Genomic DNA, 16,937 nt, shown 5'->3' on the forward strand with positions numbered 1-16,937 from the left:
CGACCGCGATCAGGCGGCCCTGGCTTGTTGCGGAGGAGCGCCGGCGACGTCGACGGCCAGCTCGTCGTCGCGAGCGGTCACGACCACCGTGATGCCCTCCCGGATCTCGCCGCGGATCAGCGCGCGCCCGATCTTGGTCTCCACCTCGTGCGAGATGAAGCGGCGCAGCGGCCGGGCCCCGAAGACGGGGTCGAAGCCTTCCTGGGCGATCAGGCGGCGTCCTTCCTCGGTCAGCTCCAGGGTGATGCGCTGCTCGGCCAGCCGCCGCCGCAGCTCGTCGAAGAGCAGGTCCACGATCCGTTCGATCTGGGCCAGGCCGAGCGGCCGGAAGATCACCACGTCGTCCACCCGGTTGAGGAACTCGGGGCGGAAGTGGGCATGCAGCTCGGCCATGACCAACTCCCTGACCTCAGGCTTGATCTCGCCCTCCGCGGTGGCGTCCTGGAGCAGGTGCTGGGAACCGAGGTTGGAGGTCATGATGATGACCGTGTTGCGGAAGTCGACGGTGTGGCCCTGGGCGTCGGTGATCCGGCCGTCGTCCAACACCTGTAGCAACGTGTTGAAGACGTCGGCGTGTGCCTTCTCGATCTCGTCGAAGAGCACCACCGAGTACGGCTTGCGCCGTACGGCCTCGGTCAGTTGACCGCCCTCCTCGTATCCGACGTATCCGGGAGGAGCGCCCATCAGGCGGCTGACCGTGTGCTTCTCCTGGTACTCGCTCATGTCGAGACGGACCATGTTCTCCTCGCTGTCGAACAGCGCGGCGGCCAGCGTCTTGGCCAGCTCTGTCTTGCCCACGCCGGTCGGGCCCAGGAAGATGAACGAGCCGATGGGACGGCGCGGGTCGCGGATCCCGGACCTGGCCCGGATCACGGCATCGGCGACGAGCTGTACGGCCTCGTCCTGGCCGATGACGCGCTCGCGCAGTATCTCGTCGAGGCGCAACAGCTTCTCCCGCTCGCCCTCTTGCAGACGGGACACCGGGATGCCGGTCCACGCGGCCACGATCTCGGCGATCTCGTCCTCGGTGACCACTTCCGGCAGTAGCCGCTGTTCGCCCTGCTTGCTGCTGAGTTGCTGTTCCTCGGCTGCGAGTTTGCGTTCCAGTTCGGTGATCTTCCCGTACCGGAGTTCGGCGGCCCGGTTCAAGTCGTAGTTGCGCTCCGCCTCTTCGGCCTCGTGGCGGGCCTGTTCCAGTTCCTGGCGCAGGCCCTGGACACGCCGGATGGCCTGCCGCTCGGCGTCCCACTGAGCGTGTTTGGAGTCCGCCTCGGCCCGTAGGTCGGCCAGTTCACGGCGGAGTTCCTCGAGCCGGGCCTTGCTGGCAGGGTCTTCCTCCTTCGCCAGCGCGGCTTCCTCGATCTCCAGTCGGGTGACCCGCCGGGTGAGTTCGTCCAACTCGGAGGGCAGGGAGTCGATTTCGGTGCGCAGCCGGGCGCACGCCTCGTCCACCAGGTCGATGGCCTTGTCGGGGAGGAACCGGTCGGTGATGTAGCGGTGGCTGAGGGTGGCCGCTGCGACCAGGGCGGTGTCCTGGATCTTGACTCCGTGGAACACCTCAAGGCGTTCACGCAGTCCACGCAGGATGGAGATGGTGTCCTCGACGCTGGGCTCGTCCACCATGACCGGCTGGAATCGCCGCTCCAGCGCCGCGTCGGTTTCCACGTGCTTGCGGTACTCGTCCAGCGTGGTGGCGCCGATCATGTGCAACTCGCCGCGGGCCAGCATCGGTTTGAGCATGTTGCCCGCGTCCATGGCGCCTTCCGCCGCGCCCGCGCCCACCACGGTGTGCAGTTCGTCGACGAACAGCAGGATCCGGCCCTCGGCGGCCTTGACCTCCGCCAGTACCGCCTTGAGGCGTTCCTCGAACTCCCCCCGGTACTTCGCACCCGCCACCAGCGAGCCCATGTCGAGGGCGAACACGGTCTTGTCACGCAGGCCCTCGGGCACGTCGCCGCGGACGATGCGCTGTGCGAGCCCTTCGACGATGGCTGTCTTGCCGACTCCGGGATCGCCGATGAGCACCGGGTTGTTCTTCGTCTTGCGGCTGAGGATCTGGATCACGCGGCGGATCTCCGCGTCCCGGCCGATCACCGGATCGAGTTTTCCGGCCTGGCCCTCGGCGACCAGGTCCCGGCCGTACTTCTCCAGCGCCTCGTAGGTGCCCTCCGGGCTCGCCGAGGTCACGCGTTGATGGCCGCGTATCTGGGTGAGCGCGGCGAGGAAGGACTCCCGGGTGACACCGTGCTCCTTCAGCCGCCGCCCGGCCGCTGAGGCGCTGCCCTCGTCGACCAGTGCGAGGACCAGGTGCTCGACCGAGACGTATTCGTCCTTCAGCCGTCGGGCCTCCTGGTCGGCGGCGTCCAGCAGTCGGGCCAGCCGCTGGGTGACGTAGACCTGCCCGGGCGTGGCGCCCGGTCCGGTGACCTTGGGACGCCGCTCCAGGTCGCCTTCCACATCGGCCCGTAGCCCGTCGGTGTCGGCGCCGGACTGCTTCAACAGACGCGGCACGAGGCCGTCGGCCTGGTCGAGTAGCGCGAGCAGCAGATGTTCGCCGTCAACCTCGGTGTGGCCCATCCGCGTCGCCGTGTTCTGTGCCTCCTGCAGCGCCTCCTGGGACTTCTGGGTGAGTCGGTTCATGTCCACGACGGTCCACTCCTTGGCTGTCCGATGGGTGCCCCTGCCTGCGGTAGGGCGGCGTTCGCGCGGCGCAACGCGGCCTCCAACGCCTCGATGCGGTCCAGCAGGTCCAGGACCACTCCGACCGAGGCGTAGTTGAGGCACAGTCCGGTCCGCAGCCGTTGGACGCGGGCGATCGCGGCGGGCGCGCTCGCGGGGAACCACAGCTTTCCGGCGGAGTCCCGGGCGGAGTCCACCAGGCCCAGCGCGACGAACTTGCGGACGAGGTCGGGGTGCAGTCCGCAGCGGCGGGCGACGGCGGCCAGGCTGAGCCGGTACGGGCGGGTCAGCGGATAGCGGACCGCGACCGACTCCGACGCGCGCTGCGCGGCGGTTGACGCGGGGCGGTGGCCCATCTCACTGCCTCCTCGGATCGAAGGTCGATACGGTGGCGAGTTGCTCCAGCAGCTCCTTCTCCTTCGGGGTCGGCGAGGGCGGGACCATCACGCGGATGTGCGCGTACAGATCGCCTGGAGCACCCCTCCGGCTGGGCATCCCCTCCCCGCGCAGCCGCAGCTTGCGGCCGGTGGACGAGCCGGGCGGGACGGTGACCTTGGCGGTACCGCCCGGTGTCGCCAGCGGCACGGTCGCGCCCAGGGCCGCTTCCCAGGGCGTGACCGGCAGGTCGACGTGGATGTCGCGGCCGGAGAGCCGGTACTGCTCGTGCGGGAGGATCCGCACCCTCAGGTACAGGTCGCCGGCGGAACCGTCGCCCATGCCCCGCCCGCCCTCCCCTACGAGACGGATGCGCTGGCCGTCGACCACGCCGGGCGGAATGTTCACCTCGTAGCTGCGCGGTTTGTCCGGGCCACCGAGGGTCACCTTGCGTTTGCCGCCGCGGTACGCCTCCTCCACGGTGAGCCTCAGCTCCGCCTCCTGGTCGGCTCCCGGCATCGGGCCCGGGGCGCCGCGGCCCCCGAAGATGCCGCCGAGCAGGTCCTCGATGTCGATCCCGGCACCCTCGAAGCCTTCGCCCCCGGTCCACACCCGGGCACCTGCTGGCCCCCGTCCGCCGGAGGTGGACCAGCGGACCCGTCCACCCGGCCCGCCACCGCCACCGAATCCCGCCCCCGCGGCCACCCGCTCGTCGAAGTCCTCCGGTATCTGCCGGAAGTCATGGCCGTAGCGGTCATAGCGTGCGCGGGTCTTCGGATCGGACAGCACCTGGTACGCCTCGTTGATCTCCTTGAACCGCTCCTCGGCGGCCGGATCGCGGTTGATGTCCGGGTGGTGGCGGCGGGCGAGCTTGCGGAAGGCTTGCTGGATCTCCTCGGCGCTCGCGCCGCGGGACACGCCCAGCACCTCGTAGTAGTCGCGTGCCATGCCGTCACTCCTGCTTCCGGCTCACCACCACGGCGGCGGGGCGAAGCTGCCGCTCGGGCTCGCCGTAGCCGGGCCGGAGCACCTGTACCACCGTGCCCGGCGCGGTATCCGTGTCGTCCACCACGCTGACCACCTCGTGCCGAGTGGGATCGAACGGAACGCCCGTCTCGTCATGGCGCGGATAGCCGAGGTCTCGGAGGATCTGCACCGCCTGGTCGCGCACCGCCCGTACCCCCTCCACAACGGAGTTGGGGTCGGACTCGGCGTGCGAGATGGCCAGTTCCAGGTTGTCCACCACCGGCAGCCAGGCCGTGGCGACGTGGGCGCGTTCGACTTCCCGGGCGTGCCGCAACTCGCGGGCGTGGCGCTTGCGTTGGTTGTCCAGCTCCGCCATGGCCCGCCGCCAGCGGTCGTCCAACTCCTCCACCGCAGCGGACAGTTCATCAGCCGTCGCGGTGTCAGCCGCGTCGGTGCGAGCCCGGTCGTCGCCATGCTCGGTCGACTGGTCCGAGGTCGGCTCGGTTGGCGGGCACTGGTTCCTGTCGTCGGACATCAAACCGCCTCATCCTCGGTCGAACTCGGCGTCGATCACGTCGTCGCCCCCGCCGCCCGTGGCTGGTCCGCCCTCCTCGCCCGCGGCCCCGCCGGTTGCCGCGGCGCCGGGCTGGTGGGCCATCAGGCTGTGGTAGAGCTGCTGCAACTCGGAGGTGAGGTTGCGGACGCGGTCCAGCGGTGCCTCCTCCTTGACCGCCTGACGGGCGTCGGAGACCAGCATGTCGGCGCGTGCCTTCTCGTGTTGGGGTACCGCGTCACCCAGTTCACCAAGGCGCCGCTCCACCTGGTAGGCGACCGCGTCGAGTTCGTTGCGGGCGTCCACCGTCTGGCGCAGCGACTGGTCCTCGGCCCGGTTGCGTTCGGCCTCGGCGACCATGCGTTCCACCTCGCCCCGGTCGAGGTTGGAGCTCTCGCTGATGGTGATGCTCTGCTCGGCACCGGTGTCCCTGTCCTTGGCACTGACGTTGAGGATGCCGTTGGCGTCGATGTCGAAGGTCACCTCGATCTGCGGCTCACCGCGTGGCGCGGGGCGGATGTTCTCCAGCCGGAAGCGGCCCAACACCCTGTTGTCCGCGGCGAGTTCGCGCTCGCCCTGCAGCACCACGATGTCCACCGCGGGCTGGTTGTCCTCCGCTGTGGAGAAGGTCTCCGAGCGCCGCACCGGGATGGTGGTGTTGCGTTCGATGATCTTCGTCATGACACCACCGCGGGTCTCCACACCGAGCGACAGCGGCGTCACGTCGAGCAGCAGCACGTCCTTGACCTCGCCCTTGAGCACCCCGGCCTGGATGGCGGCGCCGATCGCCACCACCTCGTCCGGGTTGACGCTCATGTTGGGTTCGGTGCCGCCGGTCAGCCTGCGCACCAGCGCCTGCACCGCCGGCATCCGGGTTGAGCCGCCGACCAGGATGACCTCGTCGATGTCGTTCTCGGTCACCTTGGCGTCGCTCATCGCCTGCCGTACCGGCTCCAGGCACCGTTCCACCAGGTCGGCGGTGAGCTGCTCGAACGTCGAGCGGCGGACCGTCTCGGTGAGGTGCTTCGGACCCGACGCGTCGGCCGTGATGAACGGCAGGTTGACCTGGGTCTGGGTGACCGAACTGAGCTCGGTCTTGGCCTTCTCCGCCGCCTCGAACAGCCGCTGCAGGGCCTGCGGATCCTTGCGCAGGTCTATCCCGTTCTCCTTCTGGAACGCGTCGGCCAGATGGTCCACCAACCGCCGGTCGAAGTCATCGCCACCCAGGTGCGTGTCGCCGGCCGTCGACCGGACCTCCACCACACCGTCGCCCACGTCGAGCAGGCTGACGTCGAACGTGCCGCCGCCGAGGTCGAAGACCAGGACCGTCTCATGACCCTTCTTGTCCAACCCGTACGCCAGCGCTGCCGCGGTCGGCTCGTTGATGATGCGCAGCACCTCGAGCCCGGCGATCTTCCCCGCGTCCTTCGTGGCCGTGCGCTGCGCGTCGTTGAAGTACGCCGGCACGGTGATGACCGCCTCCGTGACCCGTTCGCCCAGGCTCTTGCCAGCGTCCTCGGCGAGCTTGCGCAGCACCAGGGCACTGATCTCCTCGGGCGCGTACTGCTTGCCGCGCACCTCGAAGCGGGCCACCCCGCCCGGCCCCTCCACGACGTCGAAGCCCACCGCCTTGGCCTCGTCCGACACCTCGTCGAAGCGACGGCCGATGAACCTCTTCGCCGAGTAGACCGTGCCCTTGGGATTGAGGATCGCCTGCCGACGGGCCAACTGCCCGACGAGGCGTTCCCCGGTGTCCGTGAAAGCGACCACGGAGGGCGTCGTGCGCGAGCCTTCGGAATTGGGGATGACCGACGCCTCTCCGCCTTCCCACGCGGCGATCACCGAATTCGTGGTACCCAGATCGATCCCGACTGCCTTGGCCATCTGGCACTCCTAGCTCGGTACTCCCCCCTCGTGGACGGCGCGACCGATGGGATCCACCGCACCTTGTACCCAGCGTGCACAGCTCGCAGAGCCGCAGGCATGGACCCGGGGGGACGAATTCGGCGTCCCGTACCGACCCGGCGGGTCGAGACGGTGCGCCTCCCCGGCGCGGCTAGCGGAAACGACCGGCCAGCTGCGACAGCCGGTCCAGTTCCTCCAGCGACTCGCGCTCCGGCCTGGTCTCCAGGTTGAGCAGCACCCGGTCGACCCCCACCTCGCGGTAGCCGTCGACCAACTCGGGGTCGGCGGGGGTGTAGGCCACCGTCACCGGTACCTCACGGCCCGCCGTGTCGCGCAGTTGCTCCATGCGCTGCCGGAGTTCCTGGGGAGGCAAGGCGTTGGCGATCCAGGCGTCGCCGAACTCCGCGATCCGTGGGAACGCGGCCTCCCCGCCACCGACGTAGATGGGCGGATGGGGTTTTCGTACCGGCTTGGGCCAGCAGTACACCGGGGCAAAGTCGACGAACTCCCCGTGGTACTCGGCCTTCTCCTTGGTCCACAGCTCGATGATGGCGCGGAGCCGCTCATTGACCAGTCGGCCTCTGGTGGCCGGATTGGTGCCGTGGTTGGCGATCTCCTCGCGCAGCCAGCCCGCTCCCACGCCGAAGACCACCCGACCCCCCGAGACGAGGTCGAGCGAGGCGACCTCCTTGGCCGTGATGATGGGATCCCGCTGCACCACCAGGGCGATGCCCGTTCCCAGCAGCAGTGAGTCGGTGACCGCCGCGATGACGCTCAGCGAGACGAACGGGTCGAGGGTGCGGTAGTACTTCTGTGGAATCTCCCCGCCGAACGGGTACGGGGTTCGGCGCTCCACCGGGATGTGCGAATGTTCGGCGATGAACAGTGAGTCGAACGCACGTTCCTCGACGGCTCGTCCCAGCACGCGCGGTCTGATGCCCTGATCGGTGATAAAGGTCGAGATCCCGAACTTCATGGCGGTGACTCCTTCACTCGACGTTGGGTGCGCCGAAGGCGGCTTCAACGGCGCTGGGCGTCCGGCGTGGTGCCCCTCTCACGACGATCACCCGGGCCGTCGGGGGCCGATACGTCCACGGCATGGCGGGCGGGCGGTCCGGTTGCCTCAGACGGCGGTGACGTCCGACTCCCGACGGGGGTTGGATGGCTCCTCGGAGTCGGCGCCGAGGCGTACACCGAGTGGGCGGGCCAGACCCGAGATCTCCTCATCGACCCGCTGGATGTGTCGCAGTGCCTCGGCCGCGGTGCCGTCCGGCTCCTCCGCCTGCCGCGGGTACGCGGACGGTGCTTCGACGGCCCGCACCGCACGTCGCTCAGGTGCCGACGTCTTCGTGCCGGAGGTCTCCAGGCGGTCGATGAGCGTGCCGAGGTTGTGGTCCACGCGGTCCGCGGCCTTCCGTAGCCGCGCGTCGGACCTGATGGTGCGGCGACCCGAAGCCTGCTGAGCCATGGCCGCCAGACTGCGCGCGTGATACGCCGCGGTCTCAAGCAGTCCCAGGACGTAGCGGGTGACCCTCCTGCGGTTGCGCAACGGCGTGATGGGGTGGCGCAGCGGCTGTGTAATGCTCCTTAGACCGTCCACCGCGGCGTCCAGCGTCCGGGACCGTTCCAGCAAGTCAACCTGTCGTCCACCGCTGAGCTCCGCCACGCCCTTCCCGGTCACCTCGCGCAGCCGGTCCAGCACCTCGCGGATCTGCTCCTCGGTGCGTTGATGGGTGGGCACGGGCAGTACGAGCGTTCCCGCGAGCATGGCGCAGACGGCACCGATCACGGATTCCTCCAGCCTCAGCTCCAGCAAGCCGGGGGTGAGACTGTGCAGCAACGTGTACAGCATGCAGACAGCGGTGGTGACGAAGAAGGACACCAGCGCGTAGGTGGTCGCCGTCGCATAGAACGTGCCGAAGACACACAGGATGAGCAGTGCGAACGCCGTCGGGGGGTGATGGCCGACCAAGTCCGCGAGACCGATCCCGGTCAGCACCCCCAGCAGCGTGCCAGCGACCCGACGGTAGCCCTTGACCAGGATCTCTCCGCTGGACGACGTGTTCACGAACACCACCCAGCAGGTGAGCACCGCCCAGATCCAACGCTGCGGAGACAGCAGTTCGCCGCCGAGGATGGCAAGTGCCGAGGCCACCGCCGCCTGGACGGCCACGCGTCTGGTGCCACGGCGCAGGCTCGTCGGCTCGGTCTGCCGACTCCGCACCTGTTGGGCGGCGTCCTCCGCCGCGAGCACGGCTTCCTCCGCCTGCAGCGCCTCCCGCGAGCGCACGGCCTCCACCGCGTCGTCCGGGCTTTCGTCGGGTCCGGCGAGTGCGATGCGGATGCCCAGCAGGGCCCGGCTCAGCTCCCCGATGGTCCTGAAGACTTCCCGTACCGCGTCCGGAGCCTCGGGGAGCCGTTCGGGTTCCTGGTAGCCGAGGAGCCGGTCCCTGACGATCTTCAGGCCGACGCCCCGGTCGTTACAAGCGGTCCTGCTGGCGATCACCCGTAGGGCCCTGAGCTCGGCCTTGAGGCGCCGCACGACCTCCGGCGGGGCCGCTTCGAGTGGTACCCGCTCCGACGGTCGGGCCTGCCCCAGACGATCGGTGAGGTCATGGGCCACCGGATTGACGCCCGGTAGCCCCAGCGAGCCCAGCAGGACGACCCCCAGCCGCTCCGCGGCGACCTCGGCGTCGGCGATGCGCCGCCGCACGTCGGCCGCGACGGCGGTGTCGTTGGTGCCTTCGTCCAGGTGGTCCTGGACCATCAGCGCGGCTTGGTGCAGACGTTCCGTGCGGCGCCGCAGCCTTCGCAGCACGGTTTCTCGTGGGGCCGCACCGGGCGGCTGCCCGGCCACCTCGATGAGCGAGTCGATCAGCTGCAACAGCCGGGCGCGGAAGGACTCGCGCAAGCGGAGCAGAGTGCGTTCCGGAGAAGTGCGCACCACCACGAACCGGACCAGCGCACTGACAACCCACCCGACCACCACCACGGCGCTCACCAGCGGCAGTGCCTTCGGCCCCGCGTGTACGAAGAAGGAGATGAAGAACATCTGGAAGGCGATGACACCGAGGTCGCTGCCACGCTTGCCGAAACGTCTGGCGTAGACGGCCAGGAACACCACCAACACACACGTCACATCGCCCAGTGCGCGGTTCGACGGGAGCAGGGTGGCGATCGTCGCGGCGGCCAGGCCGACGGGCAGACCGACGGCCAGCGTCAGGGCCTGCTCCCTGCCGTGCGCGTCGGAGACCGCGAAGGAGAACACCTCCGCCGCCGTCCCGCCGGCGACCACCGCGGGGGCGGGAAGGCCCAACCCGACCAGCACCGCGACGCAGACGAGGAGCGCCACGACGATGCGGACGGCCTTCAGGAGTCGGATGAGCCCCGGGTCGGACGCCACCAGGCGGTCCACCGCCTGCCACCACGCGGCGCAACCCTTCCTGGACCACTCAGACGGCCAGGCGAGCGCTCGTTCCGCGCGGGTGTGCTGGTCCGTGGCTCTGCCTCCGGAGTGCGGCCGGACGGTGTTCAGGTCACCGCGGCGGCCGAGTCGGACGGCGGCTCGGGCTGCCGGGGCTGCGGATGGTGGCCTCCACGCTTGACGGCATGCGGCGCGGCCGACCGCGCGTTGTTATGGAATCCCGTCCCTGGTGTCAGCTTGCCCGGGACGGGTAGCAAAGAACATGGGCCCGGTGGGACGAATTGGCCACACCGAATCACCCCAGTGGGCCGAGGCCGGGCACTGATCTGTGCCTTTCCGGCACCGCCCGGTGCGGTGAGCACGGCGGTCTCGGAAGGAGACGGTATGGACACCATTCCGCTCAAGCCGTCGCTGCCGGAACCCTCATCCCGCCTTGGCCGGATGGCCAGCCTCTGCGAGCTGGCGACGATGATGTTCGACGCCCGTGACGAGAAGGGCGTCCTGAAGCTGGCCGCCGCCTGGATCGCCTCGCTGGGAAGTTCGCTGACCGCGGTGGGATACCTCAAGCGCGACGGGCTGCTGGTTCGAACCGGAGCTCGCAAGCCCGCGACGGACGACCGAACGGTGGACTCCAAGGTACGGGCGCTGAGCGGCGAGGACGCCGCACTCGACGTGCCGGGGTTCGGCCGTGCTCTGGCACTGAGGCACCGCGGCACATGCCATGGCTACCTCGTACTGAGTGCGCCCGTGCCTCTCTCGGCCGACGACCAATACATGGCCACGGTTCTGGCACGCCAGACGGCCGCGGCGCTGGAACACGTACGGGCGCGTCGGAACCAACGTGAGCGCGCAGGGCAACTGCGGCGACTCAACCGCAGCGTGACCGAGGTCAACGCGAGCCTTCGGACCGTCGTGGCCGAACTCCAGCGCCGGATGGCGATCCACGAAGCACTGAACCGGGTCGCGTTCTCCGGACAGGGCGAGCAGGGCATCCTGCGCGTGCTGCACGAACTGACGGGCTTCCCAACGCTCGCCGAGGACCGGTTCGGCCGCCTGCGGGCGTGGGCCGGGCCCAAGGGCTCCGCCCCGCCCCACGGCCTGGACCCCGCGCGCAGAGCCGCGGTACTCCGCCGCGCCGAACACGAACGCGGTCCGGTGCGCGAGCAGGACCTGCTGGTCAGCGTGGCGCGCCCACATGGAGAACTACTCGGCCTCCTCATGGTGGCCGATCCTCACCGCCGAGCCGGAGAGACCGAGACGTTCGCCCTGGACCAGGCTGGAACGGCGCTTGCTCTGGAGCTCTCGCGGGAACGCCATCTGGCGGACGCGGAGCTGCGCATGGGAAGCGAACTGGTGGAGGACCTGGTGACCGGGACGGACGAAAAGCGCGCCTTCGCTCGGTCGGAGTCCCTGGGCCACGATCTGCACGGACCACACCGGGTGGTGGTCGTGAAGTGGACCGGGCCCTGGAGCGAGGGGACGGTCACCGAGGCGGTCGGTCGGGCGGCCTCGGTAGGCCGGCTCGACTACCTGCTGGGGAGTTGTGCGGGCGCGACGGTACTCGTGGTCGGTGGCCCGGTGGTCGGGGACACCTTCTACGACGGGGTGTCCAGGGAACTCGGCGCCGCGGACGGTGCGATCGGCGTTGGAGGCCGGTGCGAAACCCCGGGCGAGTATCCGCACTCCTATCAGGAGGCTTTGCGCGCCCTGGAGATCCGGCAGAACTCGACAAGGCCCCACGGGCTGAGCGAATTCGACCGGCTCGGTCTCTACCGGGTGCTGCGCACCGGTGACCACGACGCGCACACCGAGCGCTTCGTACGCGAGTGGCTCGGTCCGCTCATCGACTACGACACGGCACACCACGGCGAACTCGTGCCAACCTTGACCGCCTACCTGGAGAACAGCAGCTATGACGCCACCGCGGCGTCACTCGCGATCCACCGCAGCACACTTCGCTACCGGCTCCGTCGCATCCGTGAGATATCCGGACTGGACATCACTGATGTCGAAGCCCGGCTCAACCTGCATGTGGCATCCCGCATCTGGAACATGCTCACCAACGCGCCGTGAGCCGTCCCGCTCTCCCGTCGCCCACGTTGGCGGTCACGGCTCGGGCGGCTGCCACTCGATCATGAGGATCGTTGCGTCGTCGGTGAGCTCGTTGCGTCGGTGCTCGAGGATGGCGTGGATCAGCAGACGCAGCACCTCCGGGGCGCCCTGGCCCGCCGCGGTCGACCGGATGACGTAGTCGGTGAAGCGTTCCAAGCCGAACTCTTCGCCTTGCTCGTTGCGGGATTCCACGACGCCATCCGAGTAGAGCAATATCCGGTCACCGGGCTCGAGGTTGACGTCGTACACCTGGCGGGAGGTCCCAGCCAAGCTGGCAGGCAAGCCCAGCGGGGGCTCAGGGGGGCGCTCCAGGGCCTTTTGGAGTAGGCGGTGGCGGCGGATGAGCAACGGGGGCGGGTGACCGCAGTTACACCATCGCAGCACACCGGTGGGCAGATGGAGCTGGGTGAAGATACCCGTGCAGAACTGGTCCGGAAGCCACTTTGCAAGCGCCTGATCGACGGTGTCCGCCAGTTCGGTCAGCTCTGCTCCCGTGCGCCGGGCGTTGCGGCAACCCGCCATGGCCACAGACGTGGCAAGCCCGGATGCCAGATCGTGGCCCATGCCATCGAGGATGGTGGCATGCAGCACATCCTCGGTGAATGAATGGTCGAAGGCATCGCCGCCCAGCTCGTACGCAGGCTCCACAACCGCCGTAGAGACGACCCGTCCGGTGCCAATCGAGCGAGGAGGTAGAAAGGCCCTCACCATCTCCGTGTGTAGTTGCATCACCCGCGTCCGCATGCGCTGCGCAAAAGTGTCGCTGTAGGTGCGCTTCGATGTGATGATCAAGGCAAGAAACAGCGCCAAGGTCCGGCAGCGCCACAGCTTGAGCCCGTCCAAGGACTCCATGCTCAGCTCGAGGACGCCCAGCCGCTCCGCCCCATCGGCCAGCGGCAGCCAGACGGCAAGCCCTCCCGCACTGCTCTCTTCCACCCGTAGAGACTCGGTGCGGTAGGCCCATCCAGCCAGGGAAGCATCAAGCTCCAATATCGGCTCGCCGTCGACAAGCGGGACGAGGAATCGCTGCTGGATATCGACCAGGTACACCACAGCCCGGCCCACCCCCATGGCCTCGGTATATCGTCTCAGGACCGTGGAAAGTTCCTCGGGTGAGGCCAGCTGTGCCGTCCTCACCAGTTCCTCCCAAAGCCGCTCCCCCGCCCCGACCGGCATGCTCCTGCCCATGAGTACGATCATCCCCACGGCGCACCGCCACCACAATCTGAAGCCGTCCGAACCCGAAGCGGCCGTTAGGGAACGAAGCGGAGCGGACGCGTCCCGGACCATCATCGCCCCGACAGGGGATAAAGCCAGGTCAGGGCGGGTACGCCACTCTAGGTGGTGGCAGGGCGATCGCGCGACGGCCACCGGCCGACGCCCGCCTCTCCGGCCGCGCGCAGCCCAGTGTCGTCTCCCAGGAGGTGGAGTGGCCGTTGGCCAGACGCGCCCACGCGGTACTTTGCAGAAGCACGCTTGCTTGATCTTGTTCGCCGCTGCTCGAACGTTCCAGGCAGATGTGCATGACGCTCATGTGGTCAGCGTCAAGTTTTTGCGCTGAGTGAGGGGGCGCCCCGGTGTGCAGAGTTTTCGGCTCAACGGCCGTGAAGGTGCGATGAGTGCCGATGGCTTGCCCGCCCGTTTCGCTGCCTCGGCCGGGCACCACCGTCACCGGCGGACCGCGCTCCGGCCGGGGCTGGCGGTCCGGGAACCGGCACTGGCCCAGCATGGTTCAAGGTGGTGGAGTGCGGCCATGAGCTGGGATTTCTCCCCTCGCTGAGACGAGGCAGGGCTCAGATTGAGTCCAGAGCGGAAGGAGTGACCCGTGATGCTCATGCGAACCGACCCTCTGCGAGACTTCGACCGGCTTGCCCGGCAGCTGTTCGGTACCGTCGCCCAGCCCGCGGCGATGCCTATGGACGCCTACCGCTCGGGCGAGGACCTCGTGGTCCACTTCGACCTTCCCGGCATCGACCCGGAGACGATCGATCTCGATGTCGAGCGGAACGTTCTCAGTGTTCGCGCCGAGCGCCGCACGCCGACCCCCGAGGGCGCCGAGGTGCTCGCGGCGGAGCGCCCGTCCGGATCCTTTGGCCGCCAGCTGTTCCTCGGCGAGAGCCTGGACACCAAACGGATCGACGCCTCGTACGACGCGGGGGTACTGACCGTCCGCATCCCGGTTGCCGAGGAGGCCAAGCCGCGGAAGATCCAGATCACCGGTGGCAGCGTGCCGAAGGAGATCGTCGGCTGACCGGTGGATTAGCGGATCAGCAGCCGACCGGAAACGCTGAGGAGGTGCAGCACAGTCATGCGGTGGAGCGAGTTCGTGGACGAAGTGCGCGAGCGCGGGCAGTACGCCACCGCCAAGGAGGCCGAGCGGATCACCCGTATCGTGCTGTCGGCGCTCGGCGGACATGTGACCGGGCCCGAGCGGGCGGAGCTGGCTCGCCGGCTGCCGCCCGAGGCGGCGATGGTGGTGACCGGACAACTGCCCGCCGTCCGGCCGCAGACGGCGGCTGAGTTCGTCGAGGGTGTCGCCCGCAGGATTGACGGTGCCGCGGCGGCAACTGTCCGGTGGGACGTCGGTTCCGTATTGAGCGTCGTGGCGGACCTGGCCGGTGACGGGCTGCTCGACCGCGTGCTGCGCCGGCTGCCGCCGGGGTATGCGCTGCTGTTCGGTCGCGCCCAGCTGACGGGCACAGTCCCGGCTCCGGCTCCGGCCTCAGCGGTGAAGGAGGACAGGGAGGGCGCGGCCCAACTCGTCGGGCCGAGCTGACTTTTGCGCATCGGTACACCAGTACGTCAGCTACGCGACGCGGCCCTGAGGCTGTCGAAGTCCTGGGGCCGCGTCGAGCGCCGCCAGGTGTACACGGCCACCGCCATCACGAGAATCAGCCCCGCCAGGATGAGCAACTCGATTCCCTGAGCGCTCCAATTGAAGGTCTTGCCCGCCTCGGCCGTCACGATGAGCACCTTGCGAATGCCCGCGATCAGACCGACGACGAGGAACGGTTCGGCGTCCAGCGTCTGGTTTCTGATGGTGAGCCGGACGGTGTGCAGGAGTTCGGCCACGATGAACAGGACCAGGCCGTTGTCCAGCGCGGACAGCACAATCGCCTTCTCGACGTACGGGCCCCTGATGGCGCTCACGACATCGCCGACGACCCCGATGGTCAGCAGCGCGGCGAGCAGTATGAGGAAGGCCGCGACGACCAGATGGATGCCGTCCTCGGCCGTCTGCAGAAAGCTCTGCAGCTGACGGCTCTCGAACCTTCGGGAAATGGTCGGCACACACAGCATGCTAGGCCCGCGGCTCCTGACCCGCCTGATGGCTCCTGCGGTCGCACGCTGCGATGACCTGGCGAAGAATGGGCGGCTACGGGCAAATCGACTACAGCAGGCTGTACGCGGCCGTTGTGCAGCCCGCCGGACGGGATGGTCCCTGTGACGACCTCGCCCTCGGGTTCGGCGACCCCTTTTCCGACCTTTTCAACCGCCTCTTCGGTATGAGCCCATCGGCTTCTCCACCGGCCGTCCAGCGCGTGCCCATAGGCCGCCTCCTCAGCGATTCCTCGCACGAGCTGCTGGCAGCGGCCGGCGGCCGCGCGGCCGAGGACGGGGCCTATCTCGACACGGTGCACCTGCTGTGGGCCGCCACACAGCTGCCGACCTCCCGGCAACTGCTCGAACATGCCGGGGTGGATCCCGACCACCTCGCCGAGAGCCTGGAGCAGACCCTCCCCACCGGCACCGGCACCGGCGACGGGGATCCCGCGCTCACCCCGGCGGCGAAGCGCGCCCTGCTCGCCGCCCACGCGCGCTCCCAGGCGGCCGGCGCCTCGCACATCGGCCCGGAGCACATCCTGGCCGCGCTGATGGACGACCCCCGTGCCGGTTTCGCGGGGACGCTGAGATCCGAGGGTGTGTCGCCCGGTGCGCTGAGTGGTGCCGGACCAGGCGCCCCGGGCGGCGGCCGGGATGCGGCTGCCGGCGGACACAGCGACACCCCGACCCTCCGAGTTGTTCGCGGCCTTGGTTCAGATCACCTTTGCCTGTATGTACTGATAGCAGAGTCGATGCTGGCTGTTAGTCAGCTCTGCTGGAGGGGGGACGGGTGGCGATCCAGGTGCTGTCTGTGTCTGAGATGGTCCTCGATTCTTGGGTGCGTCGAGCCGGTCTGGCGCGGTCGGGTGCAGCAACTGCATGCCGTAGCGCACCCACAAACATCCGCAGGCTCTTCGGCGTGCGGGGTTGAGGGCGCGGCGGCGATGGCACAGCAGCTCTCTCCGCGCCAGGTGGCGCGGCCTTCCTTCACGGCCACGGCGGCGATGACGAGGGCGGCGACCGGGTCGGCCCAAGACCAGCTGAGGAGGGAGTCGGCGAGCAGGCCGACGAGGAGCACTGCTGACAGGTACGTGCACAACAGGGTCTGCCTGGAGTCGGCGACAGCCGAGGCCGAGCCCTGTTCGCGTCCGGCACGCCGTTGGGCGGTGGACAGGGCTGGCATGACGATGAGCGAGAGGGCGGCCAGCAGGATTCCGGAGAGTGAGTGGCTGGTCTCGGCCGCGCCCGCCAGAGCCCGTATCGCTTCGGCTGTCACGTAGGCGGCCAGGGCTCATAGCGGGTTCGGCGACCGACGGGAACCGCGACGACCAGGCCGCAGTCGCGCAGGCAGGCTAGGTGGTTCGACAGGCGGGTCCGCGAGATCCCGAGAGCGTCGGCCAGGTCGGATGGGTGAGCCGGGGCTTCGCGAAGTGCCAGCAGAGTTGGTCAGGGCCTACGAGCGCGGTCTCCTCTGAGCTGAACCGGATTTTGTAGCGGCCCTGAAGCCAGGCATGATCGCCTCGGCAGATGGGAGAACACAGGTCCGATGCCTGCACCACGGAAGTACCCCGACGAACTGCGTGAGCGGGCCGTCCGCGA

12 protein-coding genes and 3 pseudogenes are annotated in these 16,937 nt (G+C 68.9%); 4 read left to right on the forward strand and 11 right to left on the reverse strand.

Going from position 1 to position 16,937, the window contains the following annotated elements:
- Nucleotides 1-9: 9 nt before the first annotated feature.
- From clpB to P2L57_RS22860, 7 genes are all read right to left on the reverse strand, one after another.
- Nucleotides 10-2,646, reverse strand: a complete 2,637-nt coding sequence (gene clpB, locus P2L57_RS22830; protein WP_275817476.1) for an ATP-dependent chaperone ClpB — start codon at nt 2,644-2,646, stop codon at nt 10-12.
- The gene (locus tag P2L57_RS22835) at nt 2,637-3,035 is read right to left on the reverse strand and encodes a chaperone modulator CbpM (protein WP_275817478.1); all 399 of its coding nucleotides are present in this window, start codon (nt 3,033-3,035) and stop codon (nt 2,637-2,639) included. The genes clpB and P2L57_RS22835 overlap by 10 nt, the downstream gene beginning before the upstream one ends.
- A gap of 1 nt (nt 3,036) precedes the next feature.
- Nucleotides 3,037-4,002 (reverse strand): DnaJ C-terminal domain-containing protein, encoded by a 966-nt coding sequence (locus P2L57_RS22840; protein ID WP_275817480.1) that lies wholly within the window; start codon nt 4,000-4,002, stop codon nt 3,037-3,039.
- Nucleotides 4,003-4,006: 4 nt separating this feature from the next.
- Nucleotides 4,007-4,555, reverse strand: a complete 549-nt coding sequence (locus P2L57_RS22845) for a nucleotide exchange factor GrpE (protein ID WP_275817482.1) — start codon at nt 4,553-4,555, stop codon at nt 4,007-4,009.
- Between the two features lie 9 nt (nt 4,556-4,564).
- Nucleotides 4,565-6,457 carry a molecular chaperone DnaK gene (dnaK, locus tag P2L57_RS22850; RefSeq protein WP_275817484.1) on the reverse strand — a complete coding sequence of 631 codons (1,893 nt, stop codon included), beginning with the start codon at nt 6,455-6,457 and terminating at the stop codon, nt 4,565-4,567.
- Between the two features lie 172 nt (nt 6,458-6,629).
- Nucleotides 6,630-7,454, reverse strand: a complete 825-nt coding sequence (locus tag P2L57_RS22855) for an LLM class F420-dependent oxidoreductase (protein WP_275817486.1) — start codon at nt 7,452-7,454, stop codon at nt 6,630-6,632.
- Between the two features lie 147 nt (nt 7,455-7,601).
- Entirely contained in the window at nt 7,602-9,893 is a 2,292-nt protein-coding gene (locus P2L57_RS22860) for an FUSC family protein (protein ID WP_275817488.1), read from the reverse strand.
- A gap of 393 nt (nt 9,894-10,286) precedes the next feature.
- On the opposite strand from P2L57_RS22860, the gene P2L57_RS22865 reads away from it, so the two are divergent.
- Nucleotides 10,287-11,975, forward strand: a complete 1,689-nt coding sequence (locus tag P2L57_RS22865) for a PucR family transcriptional regulator (protein ID WP_275817490.1) — start codon at nt 10,287-10,289, stop codon at nt 11,973-11,975.
- 33 nt (nt 11,976-12,008) lie between these two features.
- Here the strand turns inward: P2L57_RS22865 and P2L57_RS22870 are convergent, their stop codons facing one another.
- Nucleotides 12,009-13,202, reverse strand: coding sequence for a PP2C family protein-serine/threonine phosphatase (locus P2L57_RS22870; protein WP_275817492.1), 1,194 nt, complete (start codon nt 13,200-13,202; stop codon nt 12,009-12,011).
- Nucleotides 13,203-13,842: 640 nt separating this feature from the next.
- On the opposite strand from P2L57_RS22870, the gene P2L57_RS22875 reads away from it, so the two are divergent.
- Both P2L57_RS22875 and P2L57_RS22880 read left to right on the forward strand, forming a co-directional pair.
- Nucleotides 13,843-14,265, forward strand: coding sequence for an Hsp20/alpha crystallin family protein (locus tag P2L57_RS22875; RefSeq protein WP_275817512.1), 423 nt, complete (start codon nt 13,843-13,845; stop codon nt 14,263-14,265).
- A 57-nt stretch (nt 14,266-14,322) separates the two neighbouring features.
- Entirely contained in the window at nt 14,323-14,790 is a 468-nt protein-coding gene (locus tag P2L57_RS22880; RefSeq protein WP_275817494.1) for a DUF2267 domain-containing protein, read from the forward strand.
- A 26-nt stretch (nt 14,791-14,816) separates the two neighbouring features.
- Here P2L57_RS22880 and P2L57_RS22885 read toward each other — a convergent pair whose 3' ends face one another.
- Entirely contained in the window at nt 14,817-15,314 is a 498-nt protein-coding gene (locus P2L57_RS22885; protein WP_275817496.1) for a phosphate-starvation-inducible PsiE family protein, read from the reverse strand.
- 206 nt (nt 15,315-15,520) lie between these two features.
- Between P2L57_RS22885 and P2L57_RS22890 the strand changes: the two are divergent.
- Nucleotides 15,521-15,868, forward strand: a pseudogene (locus tag P2L57_RS22890) (Clp protease N-terminal domain-containing protein); the annotation flags it as partial.
- 338 nt (nt 15,869-16,206) lie between these two features.
- Here P2L57_RS22890 and P2L57_RS22895 read toward each other — a convergent pair.
- Nucleotides 16,207-16,629: pseudogene (locus P2L57_RS22895) on the reverse strand (cation efflux transmembrane domain-containing protein); the annotation flags it as partial.
- Nucleotides 16,629-16,778 (reverse strand): annotated as a pseudogene (locus tag P2L57_RS22900) (helix-turn-helix domain-containing protein); the annotation flags it as partial. The pseudogenes P2L57_RS22895 and P2L57_RS22900, both read right to left, overlap by 1 nt.
- Nucleotides 16,779-16,937: the final 159 nt, after the last annotated feature.

The sequence above is a fragment of the Streptantibioticus ferralitis genome (genome assembly GCF_029223525.1).
In the GTDB taxonomy this organism is placed as follows: Bacteria; Actinomycetota; Actinomycetes; order Streptomycetales; family Streptomycetaceae; genus Streptantibioticus_A; species Streptantibioticus_A ferralitis.

Bases quoted from the DNA above. Each gene is read 5' to 3' on its own strand.
- P2L57_RS22855 (WP_275817486.1), bottom strand. From the start codon at position 7,454: ATGAAGTTCGGGATCTCGACCTTTATCACCGATCAGGGCATCAGACCG.
- P2L57_RS22840 (WP_275817480.1), bottom strand. From the start codon at position 4,002: ATGGCACGCGACTACTACGAGGTGCTGGGCGTGTCCCGCGGCGCGAGC.
- dnaK (WP_275817484.1), bottom strand. From the start codon at position 6,457: ATGGCCAAGGCAGTCGGGATCGATCTGGGTACCACGAATTCGGTGATC.
- P2L57_RS22875 (WP_275817512.1), top strand. From the start codon at position 13,843: ATGCTCATGCGAACCGACCCTCTGCGAGACTTCGACCGGCTTGCCCGG.
- P2L57_RS22870 (WP_275817492.1), bottom strand. From the start codon at position 13,202: ATGGGCAGGAGCATGCCGGTCGGGGCGGGGGAGCGGCTTTGGGAGGAA.
- P2L57_RS22880 (WP_275817494.1), top strand. From the start codon at position 14,323: ATGCGGTGGAGCGAGTTCGTGGACGAAGTGCGCGAGCGCGGGCAGTAC.
- P2L57_RS22885 (WP_275817496.1), bottom strand. From the start codon at position 15,314: ATGCTGTGTGTGCCGACCATTTCCCGAAGGTTCGAGAGCCGTCAGCTG.
- P2L57_RS22835 (WP_275817478.1), bottom strand. From the start codon at position 3,035: ATGGGCCACCGCCCCGCGTCAACCGCCGCGCAGCGCGCGTCGGAGTCG.
- P2L57_RS22865 (WP_275817490.1), top strand. From the start codon at position 10,287: ATGGACACCATTCCGCTCAAGCCGTCGCTGCCGGAACCCTCATCCCGC.
- P2L57_RS22845 (WP_275817482.1), bottom strand. From the start codon at position 4,555: ATGTCCGACGACAGGAACCAGTGCCCGCCAACCGAGCCGACCTCGGAC.